This window comes from Nocardia takedensis NBRC 100417 (genome assembly GCF_000308695.1).
GTDB classification, from domain to species: Bacteria; Actinomycetota; Actinomycetes; order Mycobacteriales; family Mycobacteriaceae; genus Nocardia; species Nocardia takedensis.
Genome location: NZ_BAGG01000068.1, coordinates 103,202 through 121,310, shown reverse-complemented (window position 1 = coordinate 121,310; position 18,109 = coordinate 103,202). Strand labels below are relative to the sequence as shown.

Sequence of the window (18,109 nt, the reverse complement as noted above, 5' to 3'; positions counted from 1 at the left end):
GCGGTCGAGATCTACTCGGCCGCCCATGGCGCATTTCTATACCAGCGCCTGATACAGCCTCAGCCACGCGCCCGGCGAGACCACACCGACGGGCGCGTCCGGCGCGATCCCGGCCCGCTCGCAGGCCACGCGCACCCGCCGCGGCGCGAACATCCGGCCCAGCGAGGCCGCCAACGACCCGCCCACCCCGGAGAAACCGCACTCCACCACCCGCCGGTACCGCGCCGCGTCGGCCACCAACGGCCGATCGCGCCTGCGCAGCCGCAACACCGCCGCGTCGACGCCGGGGACCGGGCGGAACCGGTCACGCGGCACCGTCATCCCCAACTCGAAGGCCGTGTGCGGCCAGTGGGTCACCGTCAGCTTGCTCCAGCGCCCGTAGTCGCCGCTGTGCTTGCGCGCGAACTCGCGCTGGGTCAGCAAGGTCGCCGAGGTGAGCGCCCGCGCGTCCAGACACCAGCGCACCACATCCGTCGACCCGGTGAACGGCACGTTGGCCACCACCGCGAACGGCTCGCCCGGCGGCTCGACATCGTGGAAATCCGCCAACCGGCAAGCGAATCCGTCGACCCCGGCGAACCGCCGCCGCAACCGCCCCACGTAACGGGGATCGATCTCGACGGCCAGCACCTGCCGCGCGAGCCCCACCAGACATCCGGTCACCATGCCGTCACCGGAACCTATCTCCACCACCAGATCACTCGACCCCACACCGGCCGCGCGTACCAGCGCCTCGGCCACCGTCGGATCGACGAGGAAATTCTGCGACCACCGCTTGCGGTCGCCTACGACAGAACGCGCGCGAGTACGCGCGGAAGAACGGGACATGGATGTCCTCCGGGACGGGATCGAATCAGGACCTGATTCGCCCGGACCCGTGCCGGACCGGCGCACCACCCGGCACGCCGCGACAACCCGGCCACCGACCGAGGGTGACCCGCGCGCCGAAACAGTGGGCGCGCGAACCGGTTACGCGACGAAGCCGACGCGCCCGCGCACAGGCACGGACCGGGCCGCCGCGCGCAGCCGAAGGTAGAACGCGGCGACCGCGCACACGTCGTTCGTCATCGGTCCGCATCCCATGCGGCAACCGTAGACTCGCCGCCGATTCCGCTCAATCGAATTTCCCACGCCGTCACCTGGGGGCTAGCTAGGCGAGGCCGCGTTCCGCGCTCAGCCCAGATCCGCGCCCGCGCGTTCCTCGGCGGCCCGCGCCCGCCACATCTGCGCCTCGGCGTGACTGCCCAGCCGGTCCAACAACTCCGACAACCCGGCCATCGCCCGGATGTCGCGCAGGTCCGCCGCCGTGCGCCACCAGTGCTCGGCCCCATCGGCGTCCCCGCGCCGATAGCGGACCACCCCCAGGTCGTAGGCGGCCGCCGCGTGCCCGGCCGAAGCGGCCTGGGCCCACAGCGCGCACGCCTGCTCCTCCTCGCCGCGGTGATACATCGCCAACCCCAGGTCGTAGAGCGCGCCGCGATACCCCGGATCGGGTCCCGCGCCGCGTTCGGGCGCGCCCGAACCGGGCGGGGGTAGGTGCGTGTCGACGCGGGGCGGATCGGGCTCCCGCACCGGTTCGGGGTGCGCGACCGGTTCGGGGTCGGGATAGCGCTCGTTCCGGTACCGCTGATCGTCGTACCCCTGATCCGCCGGGTACCGCTGATCTCCCGGGTACGACTGGGACTCGGAGTATCGCTGGGACGGTGGCCGGTACTCGGGGTGTGGCTCAGGCTCCAGGTAGTACTCGGGCTGGGCCTGGGACTCCGGGTGGTACCCGGGTTGGGGCTCCGGGCGGTACTCGGACGCGGGCTCCGAGTAAGGCTCGGGCTGCTCTGGCACGGCGGACGGGTCCTGCGCGCGCACGGTGGGCTGGGTCGGCCGCTCGGCGGTCGGTTGTTCGGGCGCGGGTTCGTCCGGGGCGGATTCTTCGGGCGGGGCGTGCTCCGGTGCGGCGTGCTCCGGCGGGGCGGGGGCACGCTCGGGGGCGCGGGTGATCATCAGCGCCACCACCAGATTCGCGAAGTTCGGCGGGCCCTCGCCGATGCTGCACCACAGCGCGATGCGGCCGTCGGGCACGTCCTCGACCAGGATCCCGTAGTTGCCCGACCACGATTTCTGCACCCCGACCGCGTCCACCCACACCGGGGTCAGGCTGAATCCCGCGTTCGGGCCGGTGGGGGTCAGCTCGAAGGTGACCCCGCTGTGCAGGGCGTCGCTCCACACGTCGACCCCGCCGAGGCGTTTGCCGTCCAGGGCGATGTAGCCCTCGACCATCGACAGCCCGATCCCTTGGCCGCGCAGTCCCGCCGGGGGAGCGGCCGACAGCAGCGCCATGGTCAGCAGTTTCGGTGTCGAGCCGAGGCGTTCGCTGTAAAGGGGGTAGATCATGCTGCCGTTCCACCGGATCGGGGCGGCGCTGTCGTAGAGGGCGGCGAGCGGCGGATTGTCGGCCGCGTTGCGGGCATGTCTGCGCGAATACGGCTCGTTCATCGGTCGCGTCCCGCCTCTCTCGCTCGAATGCCCGGGTCGGCGGGTTCAACCTACTAGTCGCGGCGCGAGTCGGCGCACCAATCCCTCGCCTATGCCCAGGGCGGCCCAGGACTGTTATGAAAGCGAGTTGTTCGCTTGTTCCGGAAGCGATTTCGCGCACCGCTCGCGCGCGAGGTCGAGTTGTGCTGCGCCGGCACGGGATCGAGCATATCCCGGACAACAAACCAAGCGCTTGCTACGCTCGCGCGATGATCCCGACGCTCGTCTGGGGCACCGGCAACGTTGGCCGCGCCGCCATCCGCGCCGTCGACGCCCACCCCGCACTGCGACTCACCGGCGTCCTGGTCCACAACCCCGCCAAAGTCGGCCGCGACGCGGGTGACCTCGCCGAACTGGACCGTCGCCTCGACGTCCCCGCCACCGACGACATCGACGCGGCCTTGGCCGCGGGCCCGCGCGCGATCGTCTACGCCGCCTCCGGCGACATCCGCCCCGACGACGCCCTCGCCGACATCCTGCGCGCCCTCGCCACCGGCGCCGTCGTCGTCACCCCCGCCCTCTACCCCCTCTACGACCCCCGCAACGCCCCCGCCGACCTGCGCGAACCCGTCATCGCCGCCATCGCCGAACACCGCGGCTCCCTGTTCGTCTCCGGCGTCGACCCCGGCTGGGGCAACGACATCCTGCCCGCCCTGCTCACCGGCCTGAGCGGAACCCTCGACGCCGTGCGCTGCCAGGAGATCTTCGACTACACCACCTACGACCAACCCGACTCCGTGCGCTACCTCGTCGGCATGGGCCAACCCATGGACTACCAACCGCCCATGATCGCCCCCGGCGTGCCCACCATGGTCTGGGGCGGACAGGTCCGCCTCCTTGCCCGCGCCCTCGGCGTCGACCTCGACGACATCCGCGAAACCCTCGACCGCCGCCCCCTCGAGGCCACCGTCGACACCCCGCGCATGGGCGAATTCGCGGCGGGCACCCAGGGCGCGATCCGCTTCGAGGTCCAGGGCATCGTCGACGGCGAACCCCGCATCGTCATCGAACACGTCACCCGCATCCACGCCGACTGCGCCCCCGACTGGCCCACCGCCCCCGACGGCGGCGACGGCGCGCACCGAGTCATCCTCGAAGGACGCCCCCGCATCGAGGTCAGCGTCGAAGCGACCGACGAGGACGGCAACCGCGCCGCGGGCGGCAACGCCACCGCCGTCGGTCGCCTCGTCAACGCCATCGACTGGCTGTGCGAGGCCGAACCCGGCCTCTACGACGCCCTCGAGGTCCCCCTGCGCCCCGCCCGCGGCACACTCGGAAGGAAACACCCGTGATCATCGACATCCCCGAAGGCAAAGACCCCATCGGCCACGTGTGGGGCGAGATGGTGCCCGGCATCGGCATCGCCGCCTCCACCTTCTCCCTGTCGGTCTACGAACACTCCACCCTCGGCCTGCGCGAATTCGAAGCCGCCCGCCTGCGCATCGCCCAGATCAACGGCTGCGTGTTCTGCCTGGACTGGCGCACCGAACGCGACGGACAGAAAGTCGAACCCGAATTCGCCCAGGCCGTCACCGACTGGCGCACCACCGACCGCTTCGACGAACGCACCCGTCTGGCCGCCGAATACGCCGAACGCTACGCCACCGACCACCACAACCTCGACGACGAATTCTGGACCCGCATGTTCGCCCACTACAGCCAACGCGAAGTGGTCGAACTCAGCATGAGCATCGGCTCCTGGCTCGCCTTCGGCCGCCTCAACCACGTCCTGGGCCTGGACAGCGTCTGCGTGCTGCCCGGCCACTGACCCCACCGCGAACCGCATCGCGACCACCGGCAACGCCACCGCCGCATCCCCACCCTCCTCGAAATCGGTCGATTCGAATCTTCGCTACCGGGGGAGCGCGGACATGAGCAGTCCTTCGCCCCGGGTATTCGACCCCGATCACTCCGCGTCGCCGGACATCACCCGCAATCGCGCGATCCCGACACGCACGGCGTCCTCGGCCACGACATCGCCACTGTCCAGCGACAACGACAGCGCCCGACCGTAGATCTCCTCGGCAGCATCGAACTCGCCCGACTCGCGGCGAACGTTTCCCAGGACCGTGAGCGCCCTGGCCTGTCCCGCGCGGTCGGCGAGGCGGCGATAGATGTCGACGGACTGCTGCGCCGCCTCGGCAGCGGCCCCGTGGTCACCGAGCAGCAGCAGGACGCCACCGAGACCGGTCAGTGCGCCGGCCTCGCCGAGCGGATACGCCAACGCCCGATACCGGTTCAACGCCTCGCGATGGGCCTCGGCGGCCCGCTCCAGCTCACCGGACACCATATGCACCGTAGCGAGCGTGGCCAGTCCGGTGGCCTCGGCTTCATGGTCACCGATCGCACGGGCGAGCGCGAGAATGCGATCGAGACGATCACGCTGATCGTGGTCACCGGTATGCATTTCGAGGTTGACAAGACAGAGCGAAGCGCTGACTTCGCCACGCTGGTTCCCCAGCTCACGGAAGAGTTCGACCGCCGTGCCGAATACGAGTGCGGCCCGATCGCTTTCGCCCCGCGAGACGTACACCGTTCCCAGAGCGGTCAGTGCTGTGGCCTCACCCATACGACTTCCCACCGCTCGCCACGTCGCCGCCGCCTGCTCGAACAGGTCGGCGGCGGCGACCTGGTCACCTCGTAGCCGGCGGAGCAGACCCATGGAGCTCAGCCCCAGTGCGGACCAGAATCCACTCTTCGGTTCCGGAATCGTGGCCAGCGCCCGCTCGAAACAGTGCAGTGCGCGTTCGTGCTCGCCGAGTATCTTGTGCCGCATGCCGAGCAGGGTCAGTATCGCGGCCTCACCGACCGGATCACCGAGTTCACCGAAGACGTCGAGCGCTTGCCGGAACAGCTCGTCGGCCCGGTCGTGACGACCGATGAGCTGACTCGTCGAGGCGAGTGCCCCCAGGGCCGCGGCATATCCGGTGCGCTCCTCGAGAGCTCCGTAGCGGTCCAGTGCGCGGTGCGCGAACTGCGTGGCCGCTTCGTAATCGCCGAGGTGCACGTGTAACTCACACAGCGCGAGCGCGAGATCGGCTTCGGCCAGACGGTCGCCGTCGCGCACGGCCATGGCCTCGGCACGACACAGCAATCGGGCGGCCAGGGGGAACGGCCCATCGACCACGAAAAGGGCCGCGAGGGCGTTGGTCAACGTGATCGTCCGCGCGGAATCGATGTCGGTGACTCGTCGGAGACAAGCCAGCAAGTTCGATCTCTCCCGGCGCAACCAGCCCCAAGCCGCCACATCGTCGTCGAATCGGGGCCCACCGACGTCCGAGGCCCCCTCGCCCCCGTGGGACATGCCGCGACGAAGGAACATGTTCAGCCGCCGGTCTGCCGACTTCGCGGTGTGCTCGTAGAAATCCAACAATCGATCCAGAGCCGCGCCGTCGCCCGTCTCGGGGTTCCGGGCGGCGAGGCCGACCGCGTACACCCGCAGCAGATCGTGCAGTCGGTACCGTCCGGGCTCGATCTCGTCGAGCAGATGGCGGGCGAAGAGCGCTTCGAGCCCGCGCCGAGCCTCGGCACGGTTGGTCCCCCATAGTTCCGCGACCGCCCACACCTCGAACTCCGCCCCTGGGTGCAGCCCCAGACGCCGAAACATGATCCGCCGCTGCGCGCTCAGGCGGTGGTAGGACAGCTGGAAGGCGGCGCGTACCACCGGGTCGTCGTCGTCCAGGACCGCGATCCGATCGGTCTCCTCGCCGAATTCCTCGATCAGGTCCGCGACATCGGTGACGGCCCACCCGGGGTGATGAGCGACGCGGGCGCCCAGCAGTCCGATCGCCAACGGCAGACCCGCACACAACTCCGCGACCCGTGCCGCCACCCGGCGCTCCGCGTCGACGCCGATATCGCGGCGCGCGATCGCAGCGAAGAGCTCGGTCGCCGGACCGGCCGGCAGTGCTTGCAGCGCTACCGGTTTCGCGTCGATGCGCAAACGGTGACGACTGGTGACCAGTGTCAGGCAACCCGGACCGCTCGGCGTCAGCATCTCGACCTGCTCGCGGTCCCCGGCGTCATCGAGCACCACCACGGCCCGGCTGGCCGCCATCCGGTCACGCCACATCTGGAGTCGCCCGTCCAGGTTGTCCGGGATGAATCGGGGGTCCATCCCGAGTGTCGACAGCAACCCCGCCACCACGGTCGACATATCCGGTGGGGACTGGCCGGCGGTATGGGTGTGCAGCGAGACGAAGAACCGGCCATCGGGAAATCGGTCGGCCATCCCGTGGGCGGCCCGCACCGCCAGCGCCGTTTTGCCGACCCCTGCCATTCCGTGTATCAGCACCGTGCGCTCGGCGCCCGCGTCGCCGAGCAACTGCTCGAGTTCCGGATCGCGCCCGAGAAAGGTGCGTGACATGGCCGGCAGACTCGAGGTGAATCGCGCCCGCGGCAGCGGTGAATGCAGATGAACCGAAAGGTCGACGGTGCCGGTGTTGTCACCGCCGATGATCACCTGTCGGGAGTCGCCGGCGGCTCGGATCACCGCGGGGCGCGAAGGCTCGAACTCCTCGGCGGACTCCACTTCGGGACTGCCTGACATCTCGTCGTCGTTCGTACTCGGCTCTCGCCCCGACCGCGCCATCACCACCCCAGTGTGCTCCGCAGAGTCCTACGAGAACAGACGACCCGATCACCGCGAAGGCAGCGGCGAAATGACCGGCAGCAGAATCGGTTCGGTGGGCGCGACCGGCGCGGCGGCCGGGCGTGTCTCCCGACACAGGCTTCATCGCGACCTCTCCGGGCTTCATTACCGACGCTCACCCGCCGCGCACCTTCACAGGGTTGCACGGGGCCGGATAGCGACGCGAATTCCTCTGGGCGCGTTAGGCTTGCGTCATTCGCACACGATTCGGGAGGGACGCGATGGTTGACCCTGTATCGCTCGGGGTGGCGGCGGCCGCGGTGCTCGCCGCGAAGTACGGCGAGGAACTGGCCGGTCGTGCGGCGGACGGCAGTGTCGCGGCCGTCGCGCGCCTGCGCGAACTCGTGTTGCGCAGGCTCGGTAGGGGAGCGCGCCCGGTGGCGGAGTTGGAGCGGAGTCCGACCGAGGAGAACCGTGCCGCGGCCGCCGAGGCGATCGACGCCGCCGCGCGCACCGACCCCGACTTCGCCGCCGAACTGCACCAGGTGCTCGCGCTCGCGCGCCGCGAGGACAGTGTGGCGACGATCATCGCCACCGTCTCGGGCAACGCCAAACAGGTGACCATCGCCCGGGACAACCACGGCACCATCAACATGTGAGTCGAGCCGCGAGGATCTCTGCCTCACCATTACGACGGGTCGGACGGCGACGGGTCCGACCATCACCGCAGGTCGCGCGTAGCTCCCCGGGGCGACCAGCACCCCCGGAGTGTCACCGTGACGCGTCGGGGCCTCCGAAGGCCGCGATATCGGCGGCGGGGGAGCGTTCCGGCAGTGCGCACACCATCCCCTCCGCCATCCCGGTCGGTCGCACCCCGAGCCCCTGATTCAACCGGGCCCGCTGGTTCTCCCACGCCACCACCGCCGCCAATTCCGCCAACTCGGTCTTGGACAGGTACCGCAGCACTTCCTCCCGCGCCGCGTCGACATCGGCCGCGGGCGTCACCGTCATCGCCTCCGCGAACCCCAGCACCGCCTTCTCGACCTCCGAGTACGCCGCACTGGTCCGATAACGCGGCAGGTCCATCAACTGCTGCTCGCTCACGCCCGCGGAATGCGCGAGCGCCGATCCGATATCCAGACAGAACTCGCAGTTGACCACACCGGCCGTCTTCAATTCGGCCAATTCCTTCAATCGCGGATCGAGCCGATTCGACAACAGCAGCATCGTCTCGTACACCCCCGTCCCCACCAGCACCTGCGGCCGCCGAACCAGCCATCCGCCCAGATCCGACCGATTCCGCTTGGCCTTCCCCAGCGCCGCCACATAATGCCGAACCCGCGTCCACACCCGCATCTCGAACTCCCCGGTCCGCGCCCGGGCCCCGTCGCCCGAACTCATCCTTCGGACGCTACGCCCCGAGATCAACGGTGGACACCATCGTGTCGCCGATCCCACATGAGCGCCCTTCTCCGGCGTCGGCTACGCCGTGGACTCCGCCCCCTTCGACCACCAGGGTGCGACCTGCCGGCTGTCCAGTCCCGTCGCGGTGTCGAGGAACTCGAACAGGTCGCGCTCGCGCCCCGGATCGTGGGATTCGGGCGAGGACGGGACCGGTCGATCGCTCTCGACGTACCCACCCCGCAGGTCCGCCCGCGGCAGGGAGTCCTTCGCGGTGGCCACGGCGGTCAACTGGGCCGCCGATCGAACCGGGAGCGACGGAATCTCTTGTGCGACAATTAGATTCTTGATATTCGCCGTCGCCTCGCGAACGCTCGCGAGGTCGGCCTGATCGCAGACCACGTAGCGGAAGTTCGCCGGATCGCCGAGTAGCGCGCGCAATTCCTCGACGCGCGCCCGCGAGCGCGCGGTGGCGAGGACCGTCCAGTCGGGAATGGCCGCGAGCGTTCGCGCCACCGCCAACCCCCAGGCCGGACGTCGCCCCGGTCAGCAACATCGAAGCGCCGTTCGTGGTGGATTTCAATTGTCTTCCCCTCATTTGTCGCCCAGCGCGAGTCTCGGCATCGCGAATTCTACGGCGCATACCGGCTTCATCTACCCCCAATTCGTCACAGTGACGATATGAGTCCAGAAATGAGGGCAGGGAGGAGGCGGATGCGATTCGACCGGTATACGCCGATGGGCCGATAGTCGAACCATCGAGCCCTCTCGAAACAATCACACGAAAATGCCCACTCGGCAGGAATATTTACAAAGCCGAATCGGCGCACAGGGGATCGTCGCCGATCAGTGCGGCGGCGCGGATCTGCCAGACCGCACCGAGGTGAAGCCGGCCGACCCGACAAGGAGCCAGAAATGTCGCCCCGCAACGTGATTCGCTCAGAACGTGCACGCTGTACCCACTCCCGAATTCGCGCCGATAATCTACATTATGTCAACTAATCGCCGGATCGGCCGCTCCCGGCTTCCTCACCGATATCGCGCGTCCCCGTCATCCGAGCCGAAGTGCTCCCGTACTCGGTAGCCCGCTCGACCAGAACCCTATCCGCCCACCCCCGCGCCCCCGGATTCGCGGAATTGCGCCATTCGAGTAGTCAACTACTCGGGCCACGCCGCACTCGGCGGCGAAGAGTTCGAACAGTCACGTTCGAACTACAGCGAGGAGGATCCGATGACTACCATGACCGCGGCTCCGGCGCCCGGGCTGACGCTCGAGGAGATGCGCGCGGCCGCGCCCCTTCCGGCCACGGCGGCGATGCCGTCCGATATGGCGGCCCTGATCGAGCCGGACAGTGGGATCTACATTCGGACGAAATACACCCCGGGCACGGCGTTCCAGGTGGGTGATCCGCCCGGCGCGACCGAGCGGTGGCGTGTTCTCGAGTCCGACGGTCAGATCAGGTCCAGCGTTCCCGGGGTCGAGCGGACCGCGCTCGACGTCGATCCCGAGGCGGCGCCGCCGGACGACGACGTGCTCACCGAGGGGTATCGGCCGCCGTGGATCGAGCAGCGTTACCTGCCCGATCTGACGCCGTATCCGGTGAGCGCCCACCGCTCCGGGCTCGGCGAGGACCGGGTCTTCATGGAGCCCTTCGCGGCCGAGGCGGAGCGGTTTCCCTACCCGTGGTGCACGATCGGCAAGGTGTACACCTCTACGGGGGGTGGAACGGGGTTCCTGGTCGGACCGAATCTGATCCTGACGGCCGGGCACGTCGCTCCCTGGCGGGGGGCGGACTGGTGGATGCGGTTCATTCCCGCCTATCGGGCCGGTGACGCGAACCCGGAGCCGTTCGGTTCGTCGTATGTCTCGGAGTTTCGTGGCTATCGGCGTGACGGTGACGTCTTCGGCTACGACTACGCCGTGTGCCGGTTGTATCGACCGTTGGGCAACGCGTTGGGGTGGATGGGCACCTACAGCGCGGGCGACAGCGATATCCAGAGCCGCAATTACACCTCCTCGGGCTATCCGGACACCTTCGGCGGCCGTCCGGCGGTCAATTTCGCGCTCGGCATCCGCGATATCGACAGTGACTCCCCCGGCAGGGAATACGAGACCGTGCACCACGTCTCGGACGGATGGTCGGGTGGACCGCTGTGGTATTTCGCGGGCAGTGATCCCTACGCCGTCGGCGTCACCAGCGGGAGCGAGGTGGACGAATTCGATCCGCGCCGCGACGTCTACGCGGGCTACCGCGCGATGACCGACCTGGTGAAGTTCGGGTTGGACAACTGGCGGCCCTGACGCACACCCGGGAGCCGTGACGGCGCTCGCTCGACACTCGTTTGTACATATGTCCAGTCTCGTGTTTACATGGAACGGTTTCGACCGAGACGCCCGGACGATCGCGTTCGCGCCGAACCGAGGGCGAGTACCACGAGGGAGTTGGGCGTCATGGGTGAGTCTCCGCACGGAATCTTCGTCGCCGAGGGCGACCGCTACCTCCCGATGCCGCTCGCGCGCGGCCCCTGGGGCGATTTCCTGAGCGGACAGTACGTGGGCGGGCTGTTGGCGGCCGAGATCGAACGGCAGGTCGAGGACGTCGAGATGCATCCGGCGCGGATCACGGTCGACCTGTCCGGGCGGGCCGCACTGGAACCGGTGCGCGTGCGCACCACCGTTCGCAGGCAGGGATCGCGCATCCATCTCGTCGACGCCGAAATGGTGCAGGGCGACGACGTTGTCGCCCATGCCCGCGCGGTGTTCCTCCGGCGCAGCGAACAACCACCCAACCAGGTGTGGACCGCGCCCGTGGCCATGCCCGCCGCGCCGGAGGTACCGTCCGCTCCCCCGGCCGGTTCGGCCAGCCACGGCGTGATCTACGCCGCCGACCAACCGGATACGGTGGGCACGGACCTGAAGATCTGGGAGACCGCGGGCCAGAAGTTCATCTGGCTCACCTACCTGGTCCCGCTGGTCAGCGGCGAGAAGCCGACACCGTTGACCCGGGCCGTCATGGTCGCCGACTCGGCCAGCGCGGTCGCCAACTACGGGACGGCGGGCCTGCACGTCATCAACGCCGACTACACGGTGTCGCTGTCCCGGCTGCCGGAAGGGATCTCGATCGGAATGGCCGGGCTCACCCACCACAGCCAGGCCGGTATCGCCACCGGGTCGGTCGTCATGTACGACGAACTCGGCCCGATCGGCACCGCCGTGACCACCGGGATCGCCAATCGCGGCTTCCGACCCCACGTGCGCTCCCGCTGAACACCGTTCAGTCGCACAGGGCCTGGGCGAGCAGACCGGGCAGGTCGTCCGGCACGAGACTGCCGGTGTAGGAAATGGTGACCGCCCGGTCGGGGCCGCCGGCACCGGAGAGGGCGGTGAACCCGGCCCCGCCGCCGATGTGGCCGACATATCGTGCGCCACAGGGCAGGTCGGTGTAGATCAGGCCGAGGCCGTAGGACAGCCCTTGCAGATCCATGTCCACGCCGTCGAGCGCTTGGCGGAGCAGGGCTTCCGGCACCAGTTTCCCCGACAACAGGGCGGTGTGGAAGCGGTTGAGGTCCGCCCCGGTGCTCACCAGTCCCCCGGCCGCCCACGCCAACGACGGTTCGATGCGGGTCCGGTCCACGACCGTCCCGTCGACGGTCTCGTAGCCGGTCAGGTGCGGGTCGCGCAGACCGGTCTCCCCCGGTGCCGGCAGATAGGTGTCGGTCAGCGACAGCGGGTCCAGCAGCCGTGTGCGGAGTTCGTCGGCGTAGGTGTGGCCGGTGACCGCTTCCACGAGCATGCCTGCGACGAGGTAGTTGGTGTTCGTGTACTCGAATCGCGCGCCGGGAGCGAACAGCGCGGGCTGTCGGAAAGCGAGTTCGGCGAGTTCGGCGGGCGTGTAGGTGCGGCCGGTGCGGGCGGCGTCGTACTCGTCCAGTTCGGGGCCCGCGGGCAGTCCGCTGCGGTGGCCGAGGATCCGGCGAACGGTGAGGTCGCCGCCGCCGGGGACCACGCCGGGCAGATAGGTGTCGATCGGCCGGTCCAGGTCGACACGGTCCTCGTCGACCAGTTGCAGCACCAGCACGGCGGTGAAGGATTTGGTGACGCTCGCGACGCGGACGTGCACGGGGCGATCGGTCGGGATCGCCACTGCCCGCGACTCCCCCTGAAGTACGGTGCCCGGTCGGATTCCCGACCGGGCACGAGGAATCAGGAGACGTGCACCGGGAACGCCGCGAGATCGTTCTGGGTCAGCACCGGCAGATTGCGGATCTCCTCGACCGGCACGGCCAGCCGCAGATCGGGGAAGCGGGAGAACAAGGCGGGCAACGCGATTCCGCCTTCCAGACGGGCCAGCGCCGCGCCGGGGCAGATGTGCGGGCCGTGGCCGAAGGTGATGTGGCGCGACGCGGTGGGCCGGTTGACGTCGAACAGGTCGGCGTCCGCGCCGTGCACGGCCGCGTCACGGCCGATGGCCCGATAGGACATGACCACGCCGTCGCCCTTCGCGATCGTCACACCGTCGAGATCGATGTCCTCGGTGGCGAACCGCATCAAAAGATGGGTGACGGGGCTGTCCCAGCGCAGGGTCTCCTCGACCGCGGACTCCCACGGCACCTCACCGGAGCGCACCTCGCGCAACTGCTCCGGGTTGGTGAGCAGGGCGCGGACCGCGCTGAGAATCAACCCGATGGTCGTCTCGTGACCCGCCGCGACCAACGCTTTCAGGTTGCCGACCACTTCTTCCTGCGTCAGCGGCTCACCGCCGTCGGTGGCCTGCAACAGGGCACTGGTCAGGTCGTCACCGGGCGCCGCGGCCTTCGCGGCCACCATCTCCGTGAAATAGCGGTCCAGTTCGTCGATCACGCGCAACCGCTCGTCCTGCGGGGTCAGCAGCGAGAAGAACGCCTTGTACCAGGTGAGCAGCATCTCGTGGTCGGCGCGGTCCACGCCCATCAGCCGACTGACCACCCGCATCGGCAGCGGGTAGGCGAACACCGACTTCAGGTCGACCACCGCTCCCCCGGCCCCCTCCCGCTCGAGATCGTCGAGCAGTTCCGCGGTGAGGCGCACGATCTCCGGCCGCAGCGCGTCCAGACGCCGCTTGGTCAGCGCCTGCGTGGTCTTGATCCGCAACCGCCGATGCTCGGGACCGTCCACGGTGAACATCGACCGGCCCGCGTCGATCATGCCGATCAGCGGCCACTGCCGCGTCACCACGCCCTCACGCCACAGCGACCAGGCGTCGATGTCCTTGACCAGGCGGGTGTCGGTCAACAGTTGCCGGGCCAACTGATGCCTGGTCACCGTCCAGGCGGGCACCCCCAGCAGTTCGATCCGGGTGACCGGGTCGCCCGCGACGAGATGGGTGGTCTCGGCCGCCAGATCGGCGACCATCGGGTCGATGACGAGAGGCTGGGCATGCGGGCAGACCAGGGTCACGGGGTACCTCCAACAGCACGAACCGGGGTGAAACGAACGGGAAGCGACGTCATACCGCGCAGGAACGCCGACGGTCGCCGCACCAGCGCCTGCGCGGGCACCGACAGATCGATGTCGGGCAGCCGGTCCAACAGCACCTCGATACCGGTCCGCGCGATGATCTCCGCGATCTGCTGGGCCGGGAACGGACAGCGGTACTCACCGTGGGAGAACGCGAAATGCGCACAGTTACCACTGTAGGCGGGCTCCACCGAATCCGAAGCATGTTGGCGCACATGCGGATCGGCGTTCGCCGCGGCCAACCCCAACAGCAGCATGTCGCCGCGCCGGATCGCCCGGTCCCCCAACCTCGTGTCGCGCGCCGCCCACCGACCCGCCAGGATCTGGGTGGGCGTGTCCTCCCACAGCACCTCGTTCATGGCCTGCCCGACACTGTGGCGGCCGCCGCCCAGCGCCGCCGCGAACCGGTCGTCGGTCAGCATCAACCGCACCGAGTTCCCGATCCAGTCCGCCGTGGGCAGGTGCCCCGCCGCCGTGATCGCCATCAGGTCGTTGGCGTACTCCTCGTCGGTGAACGCGTGACCGTGCGACAGCATCCGGGACACCAGATTGTCCAGCGGCAGCGCCTTGGTCGCCGCCACCAGGTTCTGCATGTGCCCCATGAACTGCCCGTAGGCGGCCTGGGCGTCGGCGCCGCCGTCGGCCAGCGCCTTCAACGTCCACGCCAACCGCGGACCGTCCTCGTCCGGGAACCCGAGGATCCACGCCAACGCCAGCACCGGCAGCGGTTCGGCGTACTGGGCCACCAGATCGGCCTCGCCCTTGCCGCAGAACCCGTCGATCAACCGGTCGGCCAGATCCTCGCAGGTGCGACGCAACGCGAACGGATCCACCGAATCCAACGCCGGTTCCACCATCGCCACATGCCTGCGATGCTCCGCGCCCGCCGTGAAGTAGATCGACGGCATCGGCGTGCCGATCATCGGACGCAGCGGCCAGTCCTCGGGAATGTTGGGCCACTGGTTCCACATCCCGACATCACGCGGGAACAACTCGGGATCACTGGTCACCTGGTGCATCTCGCGATACCCGATCACCAGCCACGCCGGGAACCCGCCCGGCAACTCCACCGCCACCACCGGGCCGTGTTCGCGGCGCATCTCGTGATACAGCCGATGCGGATCCCCGTGGAAGCGCGGACCGCTCAACGGCACCGGCGCGGGCTCGCGCCGCACCTCGCGCTGGGTCTGTCCGGACGCGGTCACGCCGACACCACCTCTCCCCCGCCCGACCGCGCGCGCCGCGCGAACAGGTGCTCCACCAACGTCACCAACACGTCCCGACACGACTCGCGCACCCGCGCGTCGCATTCGATCAACGGCACGTGCGGGTCCAGGTCCAGCGCGTCGCGGATCCGATCCGGATGGAACGACCCCCCGAAATTGTTGCACGCCACCACGAACGGCACCCGCTGATGTTCGAGCCGGTCGATCGCGTACCAGGAGTCGGAGATCCGCAGCGGGTCCAACAGCACGATCGCGCCCAGCGCGCCGCTGAACAGCCGATCCCACAGGAACCAGAACCGCTCCTGTCCGGGCGCGCCGAACAGATACAGCACATGTTCGTCATCGACCCGGATGCGGCCGAAATCGAAAGCGACCGTGGTCGTGGACTTCCCGGTCACCCCCGTCAGATCATCGACCAGCAGACCCTCCTGGGTCATGGTGGCCTCGGTGTCCAGCGGCCGGATCTCGCTCACCGACCGCACCATCGTGGTCTTGCCCACCCCGAAACCGCCCACGATGACGATCTTCATCGCGGTCCGGGTGGCGGCGTGCAGGGGCGCCTCGGCCCGCGCGGGCCGAGGATCAGAGACTGCGGAGTCCAACGAGCACCTTCTCCAGGGTGGTGGTGTCCGGCATCGCGTGCCAGGTCTCGGCGTTGTCGGCCGGATGCGGATGCCGCACCGTGATCTTGCCCGCGTGCAGCAGGTCCGACAGCAGGATCGTGGTGATGCCGACGGGAATTCGTAGTTCGGCGGCGATCTCCACCACCGCCGTCGGGGCGCGGCACATCGACAGGATCGCCGCCTGTTCGGTACTCATCCCCGAGGTCGGCCCCGACTCGCTGACCACCAGGGTCACCAGGTCGAATCGGTCGAAATCGGGCCTACTGCGACCGCCGGTGAGCGTGTAGAGCCGATCCGGATCGTCGTCGCGCCCCGGTCTGCTCACGACACGCTCGCCTCGCCCACCCGCGGCGCGGTCGCGAGATGATCGCCGAGTTGCTCGACCAGTTCGCGCATGTTGTGCCCGACCAGCCCCGCGTCGGCCTCCTCGGAGGCCACCACCGCGATGTGCGCGCCCATACCGGCGTCGACGATGAACAGGATGCCGCCGTAGAACTCGGTCATCGACTGGCGGACCCCGGAGCGGCCGTCGCCGAACTCGATGGACGCGCCGTGGGCCAGGCTCTGGATGCCCGCGGCGATCGCGGCGAGCTGATCGGCGCTGTCCTCGGTGAGCCGTTCGGTGTGGCACATCTTCAACCCGTCGCTGGACAGCAGCAGCGCGTGCCGGGTCTGCGGCGTGCGGGTCAGCAACTGTTCGAGCAGCCAGGCCAGTTCGGCGGGCGCGGTCGTGGTCATCGATCGGTCTCCTCGGCGGCGGATGGGGTGGGTACGGCGGCCTCGCGGCCGGTGATGGCCCGCTGGAAGGCGCCCAGCGACGCCGGGCGCGCCGGTGCGACCGCGGTGTCGGCTTCGGCGCGGCCTTGCGCCGTGAGCCCTTCGGGATGCACGGCGGCGAAGGTGCTGCCGCGCCGCCGTTTCGGCAGTTCCGTCGACGCCGCGGGGACGGCGGCCGGGCGCGCGGCCGCGGCCTTGGGCGGCGGCGGGGTGACCGGCGGTTCCACGACGGACGTGTCGACGCGGGTGGTCAGGTCCCGTGGCACCACCACGACCACCGCGGTGCCGCCGATGGCCGACGGGCGGTAGGACACCGTCAGCCCGTGCTTGCGGGCCAGATGCCCGACGACCGCCAGACCCAACCGTGTGCCGGACAGGCTCGACAGGTCCGGCGCGCTCGGCCGTCCCCCGGAACTGTCCGGCGCGACGGCGGCTTCGGCGCGGCGCAGCGCCGAATCGCTCATCACCAGACCGCTGTCCTCGATGGTGATGATCACCCCGGCGGGCACCTCCGCCGCGTACAGGTGGACCTCGGTGGTGGGCGGAGAGAAGTTGCAGGCGTTGTCGATCAACTCCGCCAGCAGGTGCATGACCGCCTCGGCGGCGTGACCGGCCACGGCGATACTGGCGACCGCGCGCAACCGCACCCGCTGATAACCCGCGACCCGGCCCATCGCACCGCGCAGGATCGACTGCATGGCAATCGGTTTGGCCCACCGGCGGCCCGAACGCGCGCCGCTGAGCACCGCGATGGAGTCGGCGAGCCTGCCCGCCTGGGCGGTGCGGTGGTCCAGGTGCAGCAGGTCGGCCAGCACGTCGGGGTCGGAGTGCCGGTGCTCCATCTCGCGCAGTTCGGCGAGCATGCTGGTGGTCATGGCCTGCATGCGTCCGGCGGCGCCCGCGAAGGCCGCCATGGCCGCCACGCGTCGGCTCTCGCTGCCCGAGGCGTCGCCGCGGAGCAGGGCGACGGATTGTTCCGCGGCACCGAGTCGCTGATGCAGATGCGCGTCGGCGGCGGCGACGTGTTCGGTGGCCGCGGCGCGGACATCCGCGGCGTCGGCGCGCGCGTCGAGCGCCGCGCGGCGGAAGTACACCGCCGCCGAGATCGCCACGGACAGCACCACCGAGGTCGTTCCGGTGCCGATGCTCAGCGGAATCCGGAAGTCCTCGGGCGCGTAGTAGACCGCCGCGGCCGAGCCGCCGGAGGTGGCGACCAATGTCGTCCACCAGGTCAGATGCGGTAATCGGCGGGGCCGGGGCGCGGGTTCCGTGAGACCGTCATCTGCCGTGTTCGATGACTCCGACAAGTCCGTACTACCATCCTCGCGCGCTCGATCGATCGGGGAAGTGCTCCTTGGCCCCGGCGGTCCCGACACATTTGGGTGACACGTCAAATAGGTAGACCGACAAGCGGTTTCGACGCGCGGTCGGGATTCCGGGTCCAGAGCATAGCGGCCCCGATGAA

Annotated in this window: 17 protein-coding genes; 5 read left to right on the top strand and 12 right to left on the bottom strand. The window is 69.3% G+C overall.

Annotation, left to right across the window (positions count from 1 at the left end; genetic code table 11):
• Window positions 1-36: 36 nt before the first annotated feature.
• Together erm and ON30_RS15250 are read right to left on the bottom strand one after the other, a co-directional pair.
• Window positions 37-828 carry a 23S ribosomal RNA methyltransferase Erm gene (erm, locus tag ON30_RS15255; RefSeq protein WP_040707709.1) on the bottom strand — a complete coding sequence of 264 codons (792 nt, stop codon included), beginning with the start codon at window positions 826-828 and terminating at the stop codon, window positions 37-39.
• Between the two features lie 345 nt (window positions 829-1,173).
• A complete protein-coding gene (locus ON30_RS15250; protein WP_040707707.1) occupies window positions 1,174-2,490 on the bottom strand; it encodes a tetratricopeptide repeat protein in 1,317 nt (438 codons plus the stop codon).
• Between the two features lie 248 nt (window positions 2,491-2,738).
• Here ON30_RS15250 and ON30_RS15245 point away from each other — a divergent pair, with 248 nt between their 5' ends.
• Both ON30_RS15245 and ON30_RS15240 read left to right on the top strand, forming a co-directional pair.
• Complete coding sequence (locus ON30_RS15245) at window positions 2,739-3,821, top strand: NAD(P)H-dependent amine dehydrogenase family protein (RefSeq protein ID WP_040707705.1); 1,083 nt, start codon at window positions 2,739-2,741, stop codon at window positions 3,819-3,821.
• Window positions 3,818-4,297, top strand: coding sequence for a carboxymuconolactone decarboxylase family protein (locus ON30_RS15240; protein ID WP_040707703.1), 480 nt, complete (start codon window positions 3,818-3,820; stop codon window positions 4,295-4,297). Before ON30_RS15245 ends, ON30_RS15240 begins: the two co-directional genes overlap by 4 nt.
• A gap of 138 nt (window positions 4,298-4,435) precedes the next feature.
• Here the strand turns inward: ON30_RS15240 and ON30_RS15235 are convergent, their stop codons facing one another.
• A complete protein-coding gene (locus tag ON30_RS15235) occupies window positions 4,436-7,078 on the bottom strand; it encodes an ATP-binding protein (RefSeq protein ID WP_169334915.1) in 2,643 nt (880 codons plus the stop codon).
• Window positions 7,079-7,401: 323 nt separating this feature from the next.
• Between ON30_RS15235 and ON30_RS15230 the strand changes: the two genes are divergently transcribed.
• On the top strand, window positions 7,402-7,779 hold the full coding sequence (locus ON30_RS15230) for a hypothetical protein (RefSeq protein ID WP_157183746.1): 378 nt from the start codon (window positions 7,402-7,404) through the stop codon (window positions 7,777-7,779).
• A gap of 112 nt (window positions 7,780-7,891) precedes the next feature.
• Here ON30_RS15230 and ON30_RS15225 read toward each other — a convergent pair whose 3' ends face one another.
• Both ON30_RS15225 and ON30_RS15220 read right to left on the bottom strand, forming a co-directional pair.
• On the bottom strand, window positions 7,892-8,476 hold the full coding sequence (locus ON30_RS15225) for a carboxymuconolactone decarboxylase family protein (protein ID WP_051029392.1): 585 nt from the start codon (window positions 8,474-8,476) through the stop codon (window positions 7,892-7,894).
• Window positions 8,477-8,602: 126 nt separating this feature from the next.
• Window positions 8,603-9,037, bottom strand: a complete 435-nt coding sequence (locus ON30_RS15220) for an SDR family oxidoreductase (protein ID WP_157183745.1) — start codon at window positions 9,035-9,037, stop codon at window positions 8,603-8,605.
• Between the two features lie 715 nt (window positions 9,038-9,752).
• Here ON30_RS15220 and ON30_RS36145 point away from each other — a divergent pair.
• Window positions 9,753-10,823, top strand: coding sequence for a trypsin-like serine peptidase (locus ON30_RS36145; protein ID WP_157183744.1), 1,071 nt, complete (start codon window positions 9,753-9,755; stop codon window positions 10,821-10,823).
• 150 nt (window positions 10,824-10,973) lie between these two features.
• On the top strand, window positions 10,974-11,789 hold the full coding sequence (locus tag ON30_RS15210; protein ID WP_040707695.1) for an acyl-CoA thioesterase domain-containing protein: 816 nt from the start codon (window positions 10,974-10,976) through the stop codon (window positions 11,787-11,789).
• Between the two features lie 7 nt (window positions 11,790-11,796).
• Here ON30_RS15210 and ON30_RS15205 read toward each other — a convergent pair whose 3' ends face one another.
• Genes ON30_RS15205 through ON30_RS15175 form a run of 7 tightly spaced genes read right to left on the bottom strand, consistent with a single transcriptional unit; the run spans window position 11,797 to window position 17,861 of the window.
• Window positions 11,797-12,666: a serine hydrolase domain-containing protein gene (locus ON30_RS15205; RefSeq protein ID WP_051029378.1), complete on the bottom strand. Its 870-nt coding sequence runs from the start codon at window positions 12,664-12,666 to the stop codon at window positions 11,797-11,799.
• Window positions 12,667-12,725: 59 nt separating this feature from the next.
• Complete coding sequence (locus ON30_RS15200) at window positions 12,726-13,958, bottom strand: cytochrome P450 family protein (protein ID WP_245554056.1); 1,233 nt, start codon at window positions 13,956-13,958, stop codon at window positions 12,726-12,728.
• Window positions 13,955-15,223 (bottom strand): cytochrome P450 family protein, encoded by a 1,269-nt coding sequence (locus ON30_RS15195; protein ID WP_051029377.1) that lies wholly within the window; start codon window positions 15,221-15,223, stop codon window positions 13,955-13,957. The genes ON30_RS15200 and ON30_RS15195 overlap by 4 nt, the downstream gene beginning before the upstream one ends.
• Complete coding sequence (locus ON30_RS15190) at window positions 15,220-15,774, bottom strand: GTP-binding protein (protein ID WP_051029376.1); 555 nt, start codon at window positions 15,772-15,774, stop codon at window positions 15,220-15,222. The genes ON30_RS15195 and ON30_RS15190 overlap by 4 nt, the downstream gene beginning before the upstream one ends.
• A 52-nt stretch (window positions 15,775-15,826) precedes the next feature.
• Window positions 15,827-16,192, bottom strand: a complete 366-nt coding sequence (locus ON30_RS15185) for a DUF742 domain-containing protein (protein ID WP_040707693.1) — start codon at window positions 16,190-16,192, stop codon at window positions 15,827-15,829.
• On the bottom strand, window positions 16,189-16,605 hold the full coding sequence (locus ON30_RS15180; RefSeq protein ID WP_040707692.1) for a roadblock/LC7 domain-containing protein: 417 nt from the start codon (window positions 16,603-16,605) through the stop codon (window positions 16,189-16,191). The genes ON30_RS15185 and ON30_RS15180 overlap by 4 nt, the downstream gene beginning before the upstream one ends.
• Window positions 16,602-17,861: a sensor histidine kinase gene (locus tag ON30_RS15175; RefSeq protein ID WP_040707691.1), complete on the bottom strand. Its 1,260-nt coding sequence runs from the start codon at window positions 17,859-17,861 to the stop codon at window positions 16,602-16,604. The genes ON30_RS15180 and ON30_RS15175 overlap by 4 nt, the downstream gene beginning before the upstream one ends.
• Window positions 17,862-18,109 lie beyond the last annotated feature (248 nt).